This window comes from Bacillus cereus group sp. MYBKT111-2 (genome assembly GCF_051915205.1).
Taxonomy (GTDB): domain Bacteria; phylum Bacillota; class Bacilli; order Bacillales; family Bacillaceae_G; genus Bacillus_A; species Bacillus_A paranthracis.
This window is the reverse complement of record NZ_JBQAEG010000008.1, coordinates 176426-195599: the sequence shown is the minus strand read 5'-3', so window position 1 is coordinate 195599 and position 19174 is coordinate 176426. Positions and strand designations below refer to the sequence as shown.

The following is a 19174-nucleotide window of genomic DNA, read 5'->3' as shown; positions in this document are numbered from 1 at the left end:
CGAATGCTAATTCCATTTTAAATATTCAGATTGGATGTATCTTATATATATGTCAAATGCCCGCAAATATTTTTAAAAATAAGAAAAAGTAACCTTTGCAGAAAATATAACAAAATAAGCCCTTTCATTTACATCCGACATTTTTCTACTTTATAATGACGTTATGTGTGTTTCATCTAGTTAATTTTTGACACACTAAGAAAAGTGAATGAAAGGAGATGAGAGTTTTGCACGAAACAACGCAAGAGCTCGCAAACTGGCAGTATTATTTTGCTATCGCAGTCTTTTTAATTACATATGCCATTATTATTTCTGAAAAAATTAATCGCGCTGTCATCGCACTTCTTGGCGCAGCACTCATGGTAATTATGGGGGTCGTTGATTTACACAACGCCTTTACGAAACATATTGAATGGGGGACGATTACACTACTCATCGGTATGATGATTTTGGTGAACATTACGAGTAAATCGGGTGTCTTCCAATACGTTGCCATTAAAGCAGCAAAAGGAGCGCAAGGAAATCCAATTAAAATTTTAATTTCCCTTTCCTTACTTACTGCGCTTGGTTCCGCATTTTTAGATAACGTTACAACTGTACTTCTTGTTGTTCCAGTTACTTTATCTATTACGCGCATACTGCAAGTAAATCCTGTCCCTTATTTACTTTCTGAAATTATTTTTTCAAACATTGGGGGAACAGCAACATTAATTGGTGATCCACCTAACATTATGATTGGTTCTGCCAATAAGCATTTAGATTTCAATGCTTTCTTACTAAACTTAGCGCCAATCGTAATTATTATCATTGGTGTGACAGCGACAATACTTTACTTCATGTACCGCAAACAATTAATCGCTGATCCTGTACAAGTTAAAAAATTAATGAGTTTAGATGAAAAACAATACATTAAAGATCCAGTATTAATGAAAAAATCTTTAACAGTACTTGGACTTACAATTGTAGGTTTCATGACTCATTCGATCTTCCATGTTGATGCAGCTATCATCGCTTTAACTGGTGCTACTGTTCTTATGCTAATCGGTGTGAAAGAGCATGAAATTGAAGAAGTATTCGCAAGTGTAGAATGGGTAACAATCTTCTTCTTCGCAGGACTATTCGTACTCGTTGGAGGACTTATCGATATCGGTCTTATTAAAATGCTAGCTCAAAAAGTAATTGGCATAACAGGCGGAGATATTTCTTACGCATCTATCCTTATTTTATGGGTATCTGGTATCGCCTCTGCAACAATTGATAACATTCCATTCGTTGCAACAATGATCCCGCTTATTAACGATATGGCGGTTGGGCTAGGTTTATCACCTTCTGACGCACAAATCGACGTATTATGGTGGGCATTAGCATTAGGTGCTTGTCTAGGCGGAAACGGAACATTAATTGGAGCTTCAGCTAACGTAATTGTGGCAGGTATCGCAAGCCGCGAAGGACATAAATTTAGCTACATGGACTTCTTAAAAGTCGGTTTCCCAATTATGATCGTTTCATTAATCATTTCTCATATTTATATTTATGTACGCTACCTTATGTAGCACAAAAAGCGCTCTGATAACCAGGGCGCTTTTTTCATTACACATATTTAAATTAAACTTACTCGTTATACCTCACCGGCTCATTTCTGATAATGAACAAGTGAATCGGCAAGAACACTGAAAATGTGATGACATGAATAATTGTAAATAATATAGAGTTCGTTCCATATCTGTCTAAAATAGCGTAGATAAGATAAATAGACAACACAATGGATACAGCTGTTGCTATTAAATATAAAATTGGTACGAAATTAAAAATGAAACATGCGACATATATGCCGAATACTTTCCATCCTGCTTCTTCTTTCAAGAAATCGGGTAATTTATCTTTCGCTAAATCACCCCATATTTTACTATTTAAAAAAGGAATAAATGCTAGAACTCCATCCGTTGCACCGTCATTTTTCGCCATCGTATACAGTGCAAAAGCCGTTAACAAATACGCAATAATTGCCCAAATTATGATAACAAGAATAAACGCAAAACTAAGAGCAAAGAAACCTGCTAGTAAGCCTTGATCTTCCATCTTATCCTCTCCTCTCTACTCTCAACATATTTCATTGCATTGCAAGTTATGTTTTAAAATTCAACCAAACTCTCTGTATAATAATAGGAGTAAGATAATAAGAGAGGAGAACAACCGATGCATCCATTTGTAAAAACATTACAAGAGCATTTCATAGCTCACAAAAATCCGGAAAAAGCAGAACCGATGGCACGTTATATGAAAAATCACTTCCCATTTCTCGGTATTCAAACACCTGAAAGAAGACAATTATTAAAAGACGTCATCCAAATACATACTCTCCCAGATCCAAAAGACTTCCAAATTATCGTACGTGAGCTTTGGGATTTACCAGAACGAGAATTTCAGGCAGCCGCACTCGATATAATGCAAAAATATAAAAAGCATATAAACGAAACGCATATTCCCTTCTTAGAAGAACTTATTGTAACAAAATCTTGGTGGGACACTGTCGATAGCATCGTCCCTACATTTTTAGGCGATATTTTTTTACAACATCCCGGATTGATTTCTGCCTATATTCCAAAATGGATTGCATCAGATAACATATGGTTACAACGCGCCGCTATTTTATTCCAGCTAAAATATAAACAAAAGATGGATGAAGAACTTCTTTTTTGGGTTATTGGACAACTACATTCTTCGAAAGAATTTTTCATTCAAAAAGCGATTGGATGGGTCCTTCGTGAATATGCAAAAACAAAGCCCGATGTCGTTTGGGAATACGTGCAAAATAACGAGCTTGCTCCACTCAGCAGGCGTGAAGCAATTAAGCACATTAAACAAAATTACGGAATAAATAACGAAAAAATAGGCGAGACTCTATCATAGATAGACGCGTTCCTCTATTGAGATTTAAAAAAGAACGTGTTAGAATATGTTCATTATTATTAATATAAGTAGCGATGACGGACTTATAAGTACTTGCACAAAAAGCGATTCAGGGATAGTGAAAGCCTGAAGCCGCAAGGAAACGGCAGTCTCGAGCAATACGTGATAAAGTGGATGCACCTTTTGTGTATCAACTAGGGTGGAACCGCGGGCAAACGCTCGTCCCTAGGCAATTAAGCCTTGGGATGAGCGTTTTTTTATGTTTTTCAAAGCATATACTGCTCGTTTCACAAGTTACCTGAGCACGTCATCGCCAATACGTTAACTTTCAAAAGGAGGATTTTCTTATGTATTCAATGGAACAAGTAGTAAACTTAGCGAAACATCGCGGTTTCGTTTTCCCTGGTTCTGAAATTTACGGTGGTCTTGCAAACACTTGGGATTACGGTCCACTTGGAATCGAATTAAAAAATAACGTTAAAAAAGCTTGGTGGAAAAAATTCATTCAAGAATCTCCATACAACGTTGGTTTAGACGCAGCTATTTTAATGAACCCAAAAACTTGGATCGCTTCTGGTCACGTTGGTAACTTCAACGATCCAATGATCGACTGTAAAAAATGTAAAGCGCGTCACCGTGCTGACAAATTAATTGAAGATGCATTAGATGCAAAAGGCATCGAAATGGTTGTTGATGGTCTTACTTTCGACCAAATGGCTGACTTAATGAAAGAACATGAAGTAAAATGTCCTGATTGCGGTAGTGAAGAATTCACTGAAATCCGTCAGTTCAACTTAATGTTCAAAACATTCCAAGGTGTTACAGAGTCTAGCACAAACGAAATCTTCCTTCGTCCAGAAACAGCACAAGGTATTTTCGTAAACTTCAAAAACGTACAACGCTCTATGCGTAAAAAACTTCCATTTGGTATTGGCCAAATCGGTAAAAGCTTCCGTAACGAAATCACGCCTGGTAACTTCACATTCCGTACACGTGAATTCGAACAAATGGAACTTGAATTCTTCTGTAAGCCTGGTGAAGATTTAGAGTGGTTCGCATTCTGGCGTGAAACTTGTAAGAACTGGTTACTTTCACTTGGTATGACTGAAGAAAGCATGCGTCTTCGTGACCACGGTGAAGAGGAATTATCTCACTACAGTAACGCAACAACTGACATTGAATTCAAATTCCCATTCGGTTGGGGCGAACTATGGGGCGTTGCATCTCGTACAGACTTCGATTTAAAACGTCACATGGAACACTCTAACGAAGACTTTAACTATATTGATCCACAAACGAATGAGCGTTACGTACCGTACTGCATCGAGCCATCTTTAGGTGCTGACCGCGTAACATTAGCGTTCTTATGTGATGCATATGAAGAAGAGCAATTAGAAAACGATTCTCGTACAGTTCTTCGTTTCCACCCTGCTTTAGCACCATACAAAGCAGCGATCTTACCATTATCTAAAAAGCTATCTGAAGGTGCTACTGAAGTATTTGCAGAACTAGCTAAAGACTTCATGGTAGACTTTGACGAAACTGGTTCTATCGGTAAACGTTACCGTCGTCAAGACGAAATCGGTACACCATTCTGTATCACTTATGACTTCGACTCAGTTGAAGACAAAGCTGTTACAGTACGTGACCGTGACACAATGGAACAAGTTCGTATGCCAATTAGCGAACTAAAAGGTTTCTTAGAGAAGAAAATCCAGTTCTAATTATAAGAAAAAGAGGCTGCTCATTAGAGCAGCCTCTTTTTTTACTTTTCACGTTTTTCTTTAATTGCTACTGTACATCTTGAAATACATAATAAATCGTCATTCTCATCAATGATACGTACATCCCAAACCATCGTTGAGTTTCCTCTATGTATCGGTGTTCCGATCGCTGTTACAATTCCATCTTTCTTTGAGCGAATATGGTTTGCATTAATTTCTAGACCGAAGCAAATACATTTCTCTTGATCAATTAAATTGTATGAACCGACGCTTGCTACTGTTTCCGCTAACGCAAGAGATGCACCACCGTGTAAAAAACCAAACGGCTGATGTGTACGTTCATCAACAGGCATCGTAGCAACTACCTTATCTTCTGTCATCTCTAACAACTCAATTCCAAGCGAATCCATTAAAGTTTTTGCCATATCGTTTCCCCTTTCTCTCACTTTAATTAAATGTATAATTTTACCTATTTACTTTCAAACTACTTATAACACTTATATAAGGAGGTTTCACCTAAATGAAACAGAAATTTTTTATACTATCGCTTATGTTCTCCTTGCTGACTATTGTACCAAATTGTGCACTAGCAGCCAAAGCATCCAACCTGACAATCGATGTTCAGACTGTCACGCAAAAAGGTAAGAAACCTTATATAGAATATCAAATCAATAGGCCTTCGTTTCATAACTTTTCCGATTCTAAGTTTCAAAATAAGCTAAATTTCTATTACAAAAAATCTACTGAAAAATTTAAAACAAAATTAGAAAAAGACGCAAAAAAATATTATAAAGAAACAGAAGGATCTAGTACACCATTTCATCCGTACGTGGCGAATGTTGATTATAAAGTCTCCTTAAATAAATCACCTTTGCTCAGCCTATATTTGAATTACTATCAATATACAGGCGGAGCACACGGTCTTTATACGTGGAAGGCAAACACATTTGATTTAAAAGAAAAAAAGTTACTACACTTAGACGATTTATTTCAACAAGAAGATAAATATAAAGACATAATTCGTGCTGAGATTGTAAGACAAATTAAACAAAATGAAAGTATTTATTTTCCTGATGCAACTGAAAAAGTCATGAGCACGAAAAAGTTTCACTTCTTTTTAGAACCGAACAATCTCGTCATTTATTTCCCTTTATATGAAATTGCGCCTTATTCAAGCGGCATTCCACAATTTCGTATTCCATATACGTTGCTAAGAGAGTATTTGAAGCCTTCTTATCAAAATATTTTAATTGACAACAAGTAAATAGTTTCGCTACGATAATGTTAACTTAAAAACAACAGGAGGTTAACATTATGAGGAGATTTCATGTTTTAGATTTAGCATTAGCCGCCATGTTCGTCGCTCTTATGGCCATTGGTGCAAATATTGTATCTTGGGCACCATTCCTGCAAGTAGCGGGCATCCCATTATCTATGCAACCATTTTTCGCAATTTTAGCAGGGCTTCTTCTTGGAAGTAGACTTGGTGCATTATCAATGACTGTTTACATGCTAGTTGGAGTAGCAGGTGCACCAATCTTCGCTAACTTCAAAGCTGGATTTGGAGCACTTTTAGATCCTACTGGTGGCTTTATTATCGCATTTATTATCGTTGCTTACGTATCAGGAAAACTCGTAGAACAAAAGGAAAAACCAACATTTCGTACATTTGCAACTGCCTCTTTCACAGGAATCATTTTAACTTATATTATCGGTACTACTTACATGTACGGGGCAGTCAATCTCTTTATGGGCGGTAATATGAGCTATAAAGCTGCTTGGATGATTATGATGTGGTTTGCAGTAAAAGATATTGCATTTACAATTATCGGTGCTATTATCGCACCTCGTATATACTATGCTGTACGTCGTTCCGCTTATCAGCATTCTCATTCGACGATTTCATAAGAAAAAGGAGTTGTTCCTACTGGAACAACTCCTTTTTTATATTAAGACTCTTGATTCGTTTGTTCTTCTAAAATTTTCTTCATCATCGTAACCATGTCATCACGTAATTCTGGGTGTTGCAGTGCCATTTCGATTGTCGTTTGAACGAATCCTAACTTTTCACCTACATCGTAGCGCTTTCCTTCGAAATCGTAAGCGAATACACGTTGAATTTCGTTTAAGCTTTGGATTGCATCTGTTAACTGAATTTCGCCACCAGCACCAACATGTTGCTGTTCTAAGAACATAAAGATTTCAGGCGTTAAAATGTAACGTCCCATAATCGCTAAGTTTGAAGGTGCTGTACCTTGCGCTGGCTTCTCAACGAAATTGCGAACTTGGTAACGACGACCTTCTTGTTCTAATGGATCGATAATTCCGTAACGGTGTGTTTCCGACTCTGGAACAGTTTGTACACCAATAACAGAAGAAAGTGTTTTTTCATACTCATCCATTAATTGACGTAAACATGGTTTCTCAGCTTGGACAATATCATCACCTAGTAGCACTGCAAACGGCTCATCGCCAATGAATTTACGTGCACACCAAACAGCATGTCCTAGCCCTTTCGGTTCTTTTTGACGGATGTAATGAATATCTACCATTTTTGAAGAAGCTTGTACTTTTTCAAGCAACTCATATTTTTTCTTCTCCAATAAGTTTTGTTCTAGTTCAAATGCGTTATCAAAATGATCTTCGATAGAACGCTTTGTTTTACCAGTAACGATAATAATATCTTCGATACCCGATTTCACTGCTTCTTCTACAATGTATTGGATCGTTGGTTTATCTACTATCGGTAACATTTCTTTCGGCATCGCTTTCGTTGCTGGTAAAAAACGTGTTCCTAATCCAGCTGCTGGGATTATCGCTTTTCTTACTTTTTTCATCACAAAATACCCTCTCTCCTGTCGGAATCAATAGCAATCATTTCCTACATAAAACAAAAGGGAGATTTCGCTCCCTTTTGTTCCTTACTACTTAAAATTACTTTGTATTATAAACGATTCATAATGTCTTCTTTAATAGTAAGTAACTTTTGTTCACTATTTTGTAAAGAACTATCTTTTACACCAAAGTAGAACTTAATCTTCGGTTCAGTTCCAGATGGACGTAGGCAGAACCATGAACCATCTTCTAATTGATATTTTAACACATTTGATTTCGGTAAGTGAATCTCTTCTTTATGTCCATCTTGTAAAGATGTAACGATGCTTGCTTTATAGTCTTCAACTGCCACGACTGTTAAGCTCGCTACTTCTTTCGGAGGATTTTCACGGAACGTTGCCATCATCTCTTGGATTTTTTCCGCTCCATCTTTTCCTTTTAACGTTAACGACACAAGGTCTTCACGGAAGAAGCCGTACTTCTCAAATACTTCTAATAGACCGTCATATAACGTCTTCCCTTGAGATTTGTAGTATGCAGCTACTTCACATGCGAATAGGACAGATTGTACTGCATCTTTATCACGGCAGAATGGGCGGATTAAATAACCATAGCTTTCCTCATAACCGAATTGGAATTCATATTGTCCGCTTTCTTCATACTGTCTAATTTTCTCACCGATAAATTTAAACCCAGTTAACGTATCAATTGTATCTAAACCGTATGCTTTCGCGATTGTACGGCCGATTTCAGACGTTACGATTGTTTTTAATACGACACCGTTCTCTGGAAGCGTTCCGTTTTCTTTCTTTTGTGATAGTAAATAATCAAGCATTAATGCACCTGTTTGGTTACCAGTTAATACTTGGAACTCACCATCGTGATTACGAACTGCTACACCAAGGCGATCTGCGTCAGGATCTGTTGCGATTAATACATCCGCTCCTACCTTTTCACCGTCACGAATTGCATATTCAAATGCTGCATGCTCTTCTGGGTTCGGTGATTTTACTGTAGAGAAGTTCGGATCTGGTAACTCTTGCTCTTTTACAACTGTTACATCTGTAAATCCAACTTCTTTTAAACCACGGCGTACAGAAATATTTGATGTTCCGTGTAGTGGTGTGAAGACGATTTTTAAATCTTTGCCGGCCTTTTCCACCATTTCTTTATTAATAATGACATTGTTCAATTCTGCAGCATATGCATCATCGACTTCTTGTCCAATAATATGTAATAAACCGTCAGCTTTTAATTGCTCCACATCAGCAACCTCAACTGTTAATTCATCTTCCACTGCGTTTACGTAGCTAATTAATTCATCAGCTTCTTTCGGAGGCAACTGTCCACCATCTTCACCGTATACTTTATAACCGTTATATTCAGGCGGATTATGACTTGCAGTAAGAACGATTCCACTCACTGTATGTAAATGACGAACTGCGAAAGAAAGCACTGGCGTTGGACGTAAGCTTTCAAACACATATGTTGTAATGCCGTGTGCACCTAGTGTAGCAGCAACTTCCATTGCGAACTCAGGCGATTTATGACGAGAATCATAGGCTACAACAACACCGCGTTTTTTCGCTTCCTCACCTAACTTTTCGATAAAGCTTGCTAATCCTTTTGTCGCTTTACGAACTGTATATACGTTTAAACGGTTCGTACCAGCACCAAGTTCACCACGCATACCACCTGTGCCAAACTCTAGATTTTTATAAAAGCTATCCTCGATTTTCTTCTCATCTTGCTTCATATTTTCTAGCTGTTCTTTTAATTCTGCATCTAATTGTGCGTAAGAAAGCCAGCGACTAAATTCTTGTTTCCAATTCATTCTTCTCTCTCCTCTCGCTCGTCATACCTTTATTATATGAAAAAAACATGCTGTATCTCAATATTTTATAAAATCTAGCAGGATTTTACTAGGAATATTTGTATACACTATTGTTAAATACTCCACTAAAGGGAATGAGGATTATGCGCGAATGGGGCTTGTCAGAAGAGCTCAAAATACAAACAAAGCAAATGATTGAAATTGCTGAAAAAGAACTATCGATTATGAGGAGCGCAATCGATAAAGAAGACGAATGTATTTTATGCAAAATGGAAGATATTCATCATATGTTAGCAAATGTACAAACATTGGCAGCTACATACTATATTCAAGCATATTTATCACCTTATACGGAAAGTTCATCTTTTATTACGACAGCTATCCAACATTTAAGCGCCCGAAAACATGGCGCTCTTATCGTTGTGGAACGAAACGAGACGCTTGAAGCTTTCATTCAAACTGGAACGACATTAAACGCTCATTTAACCGCACCATTACTCGAATCAATATTTTATCCAGGTAACCCTCTTCATGATGGAGCCGTTCTCGTTAAAAATAATCATATTGTCTCAGCTGCCAATATTCTTCCGCTCACGAAAAGCACAGAAGTTGATCCTGAACTAGGAACACGTCACAGAGCTGCAATTGGCTTATCAGAAAAAAGCGATGCCCTTATTTTAGTTGTCTCTGAAGAAACGGGCCGCACTTCCTTTGCTTTAAACGGGACTTTATATACAATTTCTCTATAAAGTAAAATTACATCGGCCGTAACACCATATATCAATAAAAAAGGCTGTTCCAAAATGTAGGAACAGCCCTCTCTTACGATCTTATTCTTCGCCGAAACGTTCAACAAGCGTTGCAAGTGTACGTACCATTGCACCTGTTGCTCCAGCTGGACCTAAATCATGTGCTCCTGATGATTCAGATGTTCCAGCGATGTCTAAGTGTACCCAAGGTGTATCTTCAGCGAATTCACCTAGGAATGTACCTGCCATAACCGCATGTCCTTCGCGGCCTGGTGAGTTATTTAAATCAGCAAACTTACTGTTTCTCACGCGTTCTTTATCACGATCAAAAATCGGTAATTGCCAAATTGATTCATCTGTTTCCATAGATGCTTCTAGCACTTGCTCAAACAACTCTTCATTGTTTGTCATTGCACCCGTCGTATGATTTCCAAGTGCAACAATTACACCACCTGTTAATGTCGCAACATCAATTAAATAGTTTGCACCTAATTTTTTCGCATACGTAATACCGTCAGCTAATGCTAAGCGACCTTCTGCATCTGTATTTAATACTTCAATTGTTTTTCCGCTCATAGATGTGATTACATCGTCTGGCTTAAATGCTGTACCACTTACAACGTTATCCGTTGATGGAATAACAGCGATCACATTTTGCTCTGGGCGAAGTTCACCGATAATTTCCATCGCACCTAATACAGCAGCCGCACCGCCCATATCACCTTTCATACCGACCATGCCTTCACGTGGTTTTAAAGAATAACCGCCTGTATCGTATGTGATTCCTTTTCCAACGAATCCAATAACATCTGTCCACTCTTCTTTTCCTTTATAAATAAGAGCGATCATTTTTGGTGGCTCTACACTACCTTGGTTTACTGCAAGTAACGCACCCATACCAAGCTCTTCCATCTCTTCTTTCTCAAGAACTTTATAATCCATATCATACTTCTCCGCTAACTCAACAGCATACTCAGCAAGCTTCGTCGCTGTTAATACGTTTGGCGGCATATTTACAAGTGTACGAGCTGAATTTGTTGCACGTCCATGTACGTAGCCAACTGTTAATGCCGCTTCAATTTCCTGTGCATCTTCCGCTGTAATAGCCGTAAACTTCTCTAACTCTACACGATTCTTTTTATCTGATTTATACGTTTGTAACTCATATGTACCAAGGCCTTGTACTTCTGCCGCAATATGAGCGACATCAATCGCGTCTAATTTCTCTGTTACGAAAGAATCAAGTAAGATTGCTGCATCTTGTACTTTTGCTGCTTGCAATGTTTTAAACGTCTTACCAAGAGCCGAACGTAATGTTTCTGTCGTATAAGATTCTTTCTTGCCTAAACCAACGAAATAATAACGTTTCACTTCTGTTTTTCCTAAACTATGTACTTTTGAAATAGCTTTCTTCTTCGTAGAAAGTTCTTTCTCTTCTAATAAAACTTGTAATTGTCCTTCAAACGCTTTGTCCAGTTCTTGTACAAAACTACTCGTTTGCTCTTCTTCAAATAAGGCAACAATCACCGCTTCATGGCTTGCTAATTCTTTTTGTACGTAAAACATGTTCAGACCCCCTAAATTTCTCTACTCTATCTTTATTATAACTTTATTTTCGATAAAATGCGACAATTCTAACTTCTGTTATACCCTATATAAAATAAAAAAAGTCTAGCGTACTTACCACTAGACTATCTTTGTTTTAAATATTGACCACGAAACACTTGCATCGTCTCATCTTGGTTTAACATCGTTAACTCTTCTTCTGAAAACTTACCATTTCCTATCTTAACTACATATACATTTACTTTTTTCTTACCCCATTGGCTATAAACATCTTTCACTGTATCATAGTACAAATCAAGACGGTTTCCTTTTATTGCACCGCCCTTATCAGCTACTACACCATACCCATAACCTGGTACGAATAAGATTGTTCCAATTGGGAATACGCGTAAGTCTGCTGCAATTGTGGAATATAAATCCCTTTTCGCCTTAACACCTGAATATGTAATACCATACTCCGGATGTCCCGGCCTCTTACCAGTTGACTCAATTCCCGACGTATAACCTGTTGCAGTCATTTCAATTGAACGATATTTAGACCAGTCGTTTGCCTGCTCTAAAGCATTTATCACTTCTTTACTCGGAGCAACATTTCTTTTAACTTCTGCTGCATGTACTTCTTTTGCACTCGTTCCCTCATATTTCTTTACAATCTCTAATAAAGAAACTCCTGTGAAAGCATTCCATGTTACGCATAATGCAATTGCAAGTAAACAAGTCATCATAATGCGAATACAATATCGTTTTAACATTTTTATATGCCACACTCCTTCATCGTTAATCATTCCCTATACGATGAAAGAATATGCAAAAAAATAATCTCCAATTGCATTGGAGATTAAAACATTTGATATCCGCTTTTCCGAAGTTTCTTAATAACGATTCCCGCTAAAGCAGCACCAATCAATCCAGTAGATAAAATAAACACATCTGCTTGTCCTAAATGCGATACACTTGTCCCAAATGAAGAGAATGTTTCTTTTGGCTTTGAAAAATAATCCCACATACTCGCCTTATTAATAATAAGCATACAAACAATCGGATATACAATAACCATTACCCATGTCGCTCGCAATATCATGTTGAGTAAAAATCCAATTCCAAAAAACAAAATAAAAAATAACATCATTGAAATAAGTAATACCGGTATACTCACTCTTTCTCCCTCTCCTTTGTATGTGCCGTAAATACGTGATAGGCTGTATAACCAAACTGCTCTCCTGGATCTAATGTTTTGTCCATTTCAAGATGTAATTCTGATTGTCTTTCTAACAAATATGTAATAAGTACAGACGTATTTGGATCGTCCGCAATCGTATCTGGATGTAGAAACGCTACTTCAGACAATTCCTTCTCCTGTACAATAATCTCTTCCCCTTCAGGCTCCAAAAGGAAAATAATCATATTATCACTAATCTCATTGCGAATTACGCCCGATCTAACACCAATGATCCCCTTCACATGAGCGACAATACCTGTCTCTTCTAACACTTCACGTTTCACAGCTTCATCAACGGTCTCACCTTCATTTACAAAACCAGCCGGTAAAGACCATTTCCCCTTTAACCCACTGTATTTCTTCTTAACGAATAACCACCTGCCATCTTTTGTAGCTACTAGGCCACTGACAGCTAACCATACTTTTCCTCGCTTCTCCATGATGTCATACCCTCCTCTATTAGAACGGACAGAATATTCTTTCTTTTTTATATATTATACTATATTTTTTAAATGAAAAAAGCAGAAACAGCTCTTAGCCGTTTCTGCTTTTTCTACTATATATTAAAAGAACTTTAATTTACCTTTTTTAAGAACTAATAAAGGTCCACCTAATAAGAATAGGTAACGGTTATCGATCACTTTCTTCATGAAGGAAGCTTTCCAACCTGTTAACTTTTTGCCCATAACAACGCCCATTGCATCGTCATGACCTAAAGAACATACAGATCCTTTATTATCGAATGCGAATTTCTTCATTTCGCCTTTACCACGAACTAACACAGTTAAGTTGTGTGCAATGTTGTAACCTTGTTGAATTGCGATTTGTGCTGTTGGTGGGTATGGACGGTTAATTTCTTCGTTAATGATTAACGCTGCGTCACCAACCATGAATACATCTTCGTATCCTGGAGCGTGCATGTACTCATCAACTTTTACACGTCCGCGCATTGCTTCAAAGCCAGACTCTTCCACAATACCGTTACCACGAACACCTGCAGCCCAAACTACTGTTTCAGACTTAATTAATTCAGTATCATCGCCATTTGCAACGATAATACCTTCTTCAGTTGCTTCTTTAATTGCTGTACCGATGCGGAATTCTACACCTTTTTTCTCAAGTTGTTTCACAGCGTATTCTACTAATGCTGGATCGAAACCTGGAAGTGCTGTTGGAGCAGCTTCTACACAGATAATACGTGCTTTTTCACGTGGTACATTGTACTGTTTGCAAAGTTCAGGAACACGGTTTGCAAGCTCACCTACGTACTCGATACCAGTAAATCCAGCACCACCAACAACGATTGTTACTAACTCATCGCGCTTTTCATCTGCATATTTAGCGAAGCTAGCTTCCATATGCTCACGAATTTGACGAGTTGCATTAATGTTAGCGATTGAGAATGCATGCTCTTTTAATCCTGTAATTCCGAATGTTTCTGATTCGAAACCAAGACCGATTACTAAGTAGTCATATTCTAACTCGCCATCTTTTAAGATAATGCGTTTTTCAGCAGCTTTAATTTCTACTACTGTATCTTGTACAAAGTTCACTTTATTTGTATCAATAACGTCTTGAATATCTAGACAGATTTTTTCATCTTGTAATGTACCAGCTGCGCTCTCGTGTAACCAAGTCGCTTGGTAGTGATAGCTGTTGTTGTTTACTAACGTAATTTCAGCTTCATTTACAGATAATGCTTTTTGCAGACGAACAGTCGTAATCATCCCGCCATAACCTGCACCTAAAACTACGATTTTTGGAGTCTTCACCAAATCACAACCCTTTTCTTTATATAATAGTAATGAAAAATAATACCAAGTACTAAAAACTCTATTTGTCAAGAATGTGGAATTTATCACATTCTATATCATAACAAAACACAGTCAAAAAATCGTACGAATTTTGTCATAGAAATTTAACATAATACTTCCCTATATTAGTCGGTTTTATTCCAGAATTCAAGCGTCTGGAGAATTATCAATATTTTAAAATAACATAGCGTTTTCAAGGGTTTTTCAGCCTTTTTTTCATGTATTTTCCTTTCTGTATATTTTATACAATGTAAAAAACATCTATGCGAAAACTTACACACAATTCAGTCGTTTTCAGAAGTATTATGCACTCAAATATGCTATCATTTATTTGAAAGTGTCATCATTTGCAGGATTTTCGTGTACATATGAACAATATATGAAATCAATATCAAAATTCCATCTATAGGGGGAATGAAAGTGGCAGAAAATCAAAAAGTTTACGACATAACAATTATTGGTGGTGGGCCAACAGGACTATTCACAGCATTTTATGGTGGTATGAGACAAGCAAGTGTAAAAATTATTGAAAGCTTACCTCAGCTTGGAGGACAATTATCCGCGCTCTACCCTGAAAAATACATTTATGATGTAGCCGGATTCCCGAAAGTGCGCGCACAAGAATTAGTTGATAACTTAAAAGAGCAAATGAAGAAATTTGATCCAACCGTTTGTTTAGAAGAAGCTGTTGATACGCTTGAGAAACAAGCTGATGGTATATTTAAACTTGTTACGAATAAGCAAACTCACTATTCTAAATCAGTTATTATTACTGCTGGCAATGGTGCTTTCCAACCACGCCGCTTAGAATTAGAAGGAACAGCAAAGTATGAAAAGAAAAACTTACATTATTTCGTTGATGATATGAATAAATTTGCTGGTAAGCGCGTCGTAGTATTTGGCGGCGGCGATTCAGCTGTTGACTGGACAATGATGTTAGAGCCGATCGCTGACAAAGTTACAATCGTTCATCGCCGTGATAAATTCCGCGCGCATGAACATAGCGTAGAAAGCTTAATGAACTCTCGTGCAGCAGTAAGCACACCATACGTTCCAGTAGAACTCATTGGTGATGACAAAATTGAACAAGTCGTTCTTCAGCATGTAAAAACGGAAGAAAAAATTATCATCGATGTTGATGATGTAATCGTAAACTACGGCTTCGTTTCTTCCCTTGGCCCAATTAAAAACTGGGGCTTAGATATACAAAAAAACAGCATTCTCGTGAACTCGAAAATGGAAACAAATATTCCTGGCATTTACGCTGCTGGTGACATTTGTACATATGAAGGAAAAGTAAAACTCATTGCTTGCGGCTTCGGTGAAGCACCAACAGCAGTAAACAATGCGAAAGCTTACTTCGATCCAAACGCAAAACTTCAACCGATGCATAGCTCTAGTATGTTTTAATATAGAAATGAAAAGAACTCCTTTTATGCGAAGGAGTTCTTTTTTATTACGCTATCGTTCCCTTCCAAAATATGTTACAATAAATAAGAACGAACGTTCGATTCAATAAGGGGGATATTTAAAAATGAAAGAACCTACTATCGTAAAAAAAGAAGCTTTCCAAGCAATCGGCATTTCGATTACGACGACCAACGAAAAAGAGGCATCTACTGAAGGGAAAATTCCCGGGCTTTGGAACCGGTACTTCCAAGAACAAATCATGCACCACATTCCAAATCAACAAACGAAAGAAACATTCGCTTTCTACTCAAATTACGAATCAGATGAAACGGGTACATATAAATACACAATTGGCATGCCTGTTTCTTCATTAGAAGACGTTCCTGCAAATATGACAACTTTAACAATACCTGCCGCTACGTATGCGGTATTTACAACGAGAAAGGGACCAGTTGCTGAAGTCGTTTGCGAGGCTTGGGACTATATTTGGAAATGGTCAAAAGAAAACAAACGTGCTTTTACAACAGACTTTGAGCTTTATGATGAAAGAGCGTTAGATCCAACTAACGTACAATTAGATATTTATATTGCATTAGCCTAAACGACAAAAAAGAAGATACCAAATGGTATCTTCTTTTTTGTCGTTAAATAGCCACTGTGCAAATCCAACATAATTGTCTACAATGAGAAAGTGCAGTATAGAAATATTAGAAACTGTATAAAGTGAAACTATACTCAGTGGTGGGGGGTATTCATCCCCCACCACTGAGTATTAGCCCTCACCAATCGGACGTTTACGGGCAGTTAGTCTCCCACCTAACTTCTTTGCTCGAGCCAAATTTTGAGGTGGGAGTTTTACTGCCCGTTAACGCGGGATAAAGTGATTGTTAACAAGTTTTTTAGTTTAAATTTGTCGCATAGAAAGGAAGCAATATGGAGGAACTACAACAAAATAAATCTGCTTTAGAAGGAAGCGGAAAACCGTTATTAAAAAATACGAATTTCCTTTTTCTTTGGGCAGCTACTCTTTTTTCAAGTTTCGCTTTAGCCTTTTTTACTTTTTCACAAACGTGGTACATAGCAAAAACATTAAACCTTGAGGCATCACTCGGTGTTGTTTTCGTAGCTCTTAGTGTTCCAAGGCTTATTTTTATGATTATCGGCGGCGCTGTAGCTGATAAATTCCCGAAAAAAAACATTATGTTTTATTCTAATATTGTTCGTGCTATTCTCGTCGCAACTATCCTTACATGGTTCATCGTAGGTGATGTAACACTATATACATTTGCTTTATTCGCTTTATTCTTTGGACTTGCTGATGCTTTTTTCTGGTCAGCTGATGGATCTATCCTGCCTGAACTTGTCGAAAAAAGCCGTTTAACACAAGCAAACTCACTTACACAAATGACGAACCAAGCATCGGTTATTTTAGGACCTGTACTTGGCGGCATTCTTATCAAATTTACGAACTATGAAACGATTTTCTCGATTACAATTTTATTACTCATTGTCGCAGCCATACTCGTTCAAAAAATACAATTTACGATGCCAGAGCAGCAAAATACAGACAAAAGCATGTTCACTTCTATTAAAGAAGGAATTTTATATGTAAAGGAATCACCGTTTCTTTCAACTTTCCTTATTTGTAGCGCATTTTTAAACTTATTTTTAATCGGTCCGATGCAGGTCGGTTTCCCACTTTTCGTTAAAAATGTTCTACACGGTGACTCGCTTCAATTCAGTTACTTAGAAGCGTCTGTAGGAGGCGGAATGGCAATAGGCGCAGTCATTGTCGGTTTAAAAAATATTAATCGTAGACGCGGTCTATTTTGCATTATCATGATGCTACTGTCTGGTGTCTTCTTCTTATCCATCAACTTTAGCACTGTACTATGGCAAGCATTATTAGCTGGCATGTTTTACGGTATTACAATCGCAATGGCTATCGTTCCGCTTATGGCGATGATTCAATCGACAGTAAAAGAAGAAATGATGGGACGCGTAATGAGTTTGCTTATGCTATCATCAATGGGCTTTATCCCGCTCTCTTATGCATTCACATCAATCGCGCTTGCAATAGGAATTCCAATCGTAACCATTATGAAAAGTGGTGCAATCGCCGTTATCGTCTTCGTACTATTTGTAGCGATTCGTGTTCCAGTTGTAAGAAAGTTTGATTAACTACTTGGAGTCATGCATTTACGCATGGCTCCTTTTTAAACGGATCAAATAACGGTATCCCCTTACTTCTTCTCACAGCTGCCCCCCATTCTAATCCAACCTCTAAAAATAAATCTCGCACTGTACTATATAAAAGAGCCTTAACATTTTTACGGATTTCTCCGTATTTATACGCTCTCACAACACTTTTTACGCGCCAAATGAAATTTCCATACACTTCTTCATCAGCCAATATTTGCTCCAGTAAAACACCTTGCTCTAATAATCCGCTCTTTTTATAAGCAAGCTCCACCTTACTCCAAAATATATTAATCTTCTTCGGATTACTCGTCATCGGCAGAAGTGCATATATAAAAGGCTTCGGTATATCATGACGGCAATACGTCTCATCAAGCTCGTACGTTCCTTTTCTATTCTCTTTTATTTGTGGAATGTTTTTAGAAAGAATTGTTTCCCCCTCATATTTTTGCCCCATTCCACTACAGCCAGCTGCATCATTCTCACTTTCACATGCGGACATTTGCATACGGTCATCCATGCGGTCAATTGCAGATATAAGAAATACATATAAGTTCGCACTATACCCGCCGCGTTTATGTCTTTCTTTCGTTGCAACACGCTTTATAATTCCTAATTCCTCTAACTTTGCAATGGAGCGGCGTACTGTACGAATACTTTTTTCAACATTTGTAGCAATCGTCTCCATTAATGGACAAGCAACCCCCACTGTTTTCTGTTTCTCATTCACTGCATACTTTCCTAAAAAATGAATAATGGTAGCATCTGTTTTATTCAATTGAAATCGGTAGCATTTCAAAACTTGCTTTTGATATGTATTAAACTCTTCTTTACTTCGAAATTCACTATATGGTTTCATTAAGTTATATAAGCTTCCCATTTTTATCACCTCATTTATAAGTAAGAGGCAGGAA

General features: G+C 37.5%; 19 protein-coding genes. 9 read left to right on the top strand and 10 right to left on the bottom strand.

Annotated elements, in window-relative coordinates; translation table 11 throughout:
* Positions 1 to 227 precede the first annotated feature (227 nt).
* The gene (locus ACTFNE_RS21395; RefSeq protein WP_000545226.1) at positions 228 to 1553 is read left to right on the top strand and encodes an ArsB/NhaD family transporter; all 1326 of its coding nucleotides are present in this window, start codon (positions 228 to 230) and stop codon (positions 1551 to 1553) included.
* A 58-nt stretch (positions 1554 to 1611) separates the two neighbouring features.
* Here ACTFNE_RS21395 and ACTFNE_RS21390 read toward each other — a convergent pair whose 3' ends face one another.
* Positions 1612 to 2079, bottom strand: a complete 468-nt coding sequence (locus tag ACTFNE_RS21390; RefSeq protein ID WP_029440493.1) for a hypothetical protein — start codon at positions 2077 to 2079, stop codon at positions 1612 to 1614.
* A 117-nt stretch (positions 2080 to 2196) separates the two neighbouring features.
* Between ACTFNE_RS21390 and ACTFNE_RS21385 the strand changes: the two genes are divergently transcribed.
* Positions 2197 to 2910 (top strand): DNA alkylation repair protein, encoded by a 714-nt coding sequence (locus ACTFNE_RS21385; RefSeq protein ID WP_270706271.1) that lies wholly within the window; start codon positions 2197 to 2199, stop codon positions 2908 to 2910.
* Positions 2911 to 3257: 347 nt separating this feature from the next.
* Positions 3258 to 4634, top strand: a complete 1377-nt coding sequence (locus ACTFNE_RS21380) for a glycine--tRNA ligase (RefSeq protein ID WP_000287154.1) — start codon at positions 3258 to 3260, stop codon at positions 4632 to 4634.
* A 41-nt stretch (positions 4635 to 4675) separates the two neighbouring features.
* Here the strand turns inward: ACTFNE_RS21380 and ACTFNE_RS21375 are convergent, their stop codons facing one another.
* Positions 4676 to 5059, bottom strand: coding sequence for a hotdog fold thioesterase (locus tag ACTFNE_RS21375; RefSeq protein WP_001140608.1), 384 nt, complete (start codon positions 5057 to 5059; stop codon positions 4676 to 4678).
* 95 nt (positions 5060 to 5154) lie between these two features.
* On the opposite strand from ACTFNE_RS21375, the gene ACTFNE_RS21370 reads away from it, so the two are divergent.
* Positions 5155 to 5898 (top strand): DUF3298 and DUF4163 domain-containing protein, encoded by a 744-nt coding sequence (locus ACTFNE_RS21370; RefSeq protein WP_046198676.1) that lies wholly within the window; start codon positions 5155 to 5157, stop codon positions 5896 to 5898.
* A 50-nt stretch (positions 5899 to 5948) separates the two neighbouring features.
* Positions 5949 to 6542 carry a biotin transporter BioY gene (locus ACTFNE_RS21365; protein WP_001252157.1) on the top strand — a complete coding sequence of 198 codons (594 nt, stop codon included), beginning with the start codon at positions 5949 to 5951 and terminating at the stop codon, positions 6540 to 6542.
* Between the two features lie 41 nt (positions 6543 to 6583).
* On the opposite strand, the gene galU is transcribed toward ACTFNE_RS21365, so the two are convergent.
* Both galU and ACTFNE_RS21355 read right to left on the bottom strand, forming a co-directional pair.
* Positions 6584 to 7471 (bottom strand): UTP--glucose-1-phosphate uridylyltransferase GalU, encoded by an 888-nt coding sequence (galU, locus tag ACTFNE_RS21360; protein ID WP_046198677.1) that lies wholly within the window; start codon positions 7469 to 7471, stop codon positions 6584 to 6586.
* Positions 7472 to 7578: 107 nt separating this feature from the next.
* Positions 7579 to 9303, bottom strand: coding sequence for a phospho-sugar mutase (locus tag ACTFNE_RS21355; protein WP_046198678.1), 1725 nt, complete (start codon positions 9301 to 9303; stop codon positions 7579 to 7581).
* 143 nt (positions 9304 to 9446) lie between these two features.
* On the opposite strand from ACTFNE_RS21355, the gene cdaS reads away from it, so the two are divergent.
* The gene (gene cdaS, locus ACTFNE_RS21350; RefSeq protein ID WP_001209528.1) at positions 9447 to 10052 is read left to right on the top strand and encodes a sporulation-specific diadenylate cyclase CdaS; all 606 of its coding nucleotides are present in this window, start codon (positions 9447 to 9449) and stop codon (positions 10050 to 10052) included.
* An 81-nt stretch (positions 10053 to 10133) separates the two neighbouring features.
* Here the strand turns inward: cdaS and pepA are convergent, their stop codons facing one another.
* From pepA to ACTFNE_RS21325, 5 genes are all read right to left on the bottom strand, one after another.
* A complete protein-coding gene (pepA, locus tag ACTFNE_RS21345; RefSeq protein ID WP_046198679.1) occupies positions 10134 to 11618 on the bottom strand; it encodes a cytosol aminopeptidase in 1485 nt (494 codons plus the stop codon).
* 125 nt (positions 11619 to 11743) lie between these two features.
* Positions 11744 to 12370 (bottom strand): 3D domain-containing protein, encoded by a 627-nt coding sequence (locus tag ACTFNE_RS21340; RefSeq protein ID WP_000920101.1) that lies wholly within the window; start codon positions 12368 to 12370, stop codon positions 11744 to 11746.
* 86 nt (positions 12371 to 12456) lie between these two features.
* Positions 12457 to 12774 carry a YuiB family protein gene (locus ACTFNE_RS21335; protein ID WP_000027014.1) on the bottom strand — a complete coding sequence of 106 codons (318 nt, stop codon included), beginning with the start codon at positions 12772 to 12774 and terminating at the stop codon, positions 12457 to 12459.
* Positions 12771 to 13277 carry an NUDIX hydrolase gene (locus ACTFNE_RS21330; protein WP_046198680.1) on the bottom strand — a complete coding sequence of 169 codons (507 nt, stop codon included), beginning with the start codon at positions 13275 to 13277 and terminating at the stop codon, positions 12771 to 12773. The genes ACTFNE_RS21335 and ACTFNE_RS21330 overlap by 4 nt, the downstream gene beginning before the upstream one ends.
* A gap of 123 nt (positions 13278 to 13400) precedes the next feature.
* On the bottom strand, positions 13401 to 14609 hold the full coding sequence (locus tag ACTFNE_RS21325; RefSeq protein WP_000856614.1) for an NAD(P)/FAD-dependent oxidoreductase: 1209 nt from the start codon (positions 14607 to 14609) through the stop codon (positions 13401 to 13403).
* A gap of 462 nt (positions 14610 to 15071) precedes the next feature.
* Between ACTFNE_RS21325 and ACTFNE_RS21320 the strand changes: the two genes are divergently transcribed.
* From ACTFNE_RS21320 to ACTFNE_RS21310, 3 genes are all read left to right on the top strand, one after another.
* Positions 15072 to 16061 carry an NAD(P)/FAD-dependent oxidoreductase gene (locus ACTFNE_RS21320; protein WP_270706268.1) on the top strand — a complete coding sequence of 330 codons (990 nt, stop codon included), beginning with the start codon at positions 15072 to 15074 and terminating at the stop codon, positions 16059 to 16061.
* A gap of 124 nt (positions 16062 to 16185) precedes the next feature.
* The gene (locus tag ACTFNE_RS21315) at positions 16186 to 16662 is read left to right on the top strand and encodes a GyrI-like domain-containing protein (protein WP_046198681.1); all 477 of its coding nucleotides are present in this window, start codon (positions 16186 to 16188) and stop codon (positions 16660 to 16662) included.
* A gap of 332 nt (positions 16663 to 16994) precedes the next feature.
* Positions 16995 to 18242: an MFS transporter gene (locus tag ACTFNE_RS21310; protein WP_046198682.1), complete on the top strand. Its 1248-nt coding sequence runs from the start codon at positions 16995 to 16997 to the stop codon at positions 18240 to 18242.
* A 10-nt stretch (positions 18243 to 18252) separates the two neighbouring features.
* On the opposite strand, the gene ACTFNE_RS21305 is transcribed toward ACTFNE_RS21310, so the two are convergent.
* Positions 18253 to 19140: a helix-turn-helix domain-containing protein gene (locus ACTFNE_RS21305; RefSeq protein WP_000535250.1), complete on the bottom strand. Its 888-nt coding sequence runs from the start codon at positions 19138 to 19140 to the stop codon at positions 18253 to 18255.
* Between the last annotated feature and the right edge of the window lie 34 nt (positions 19141 to 19174).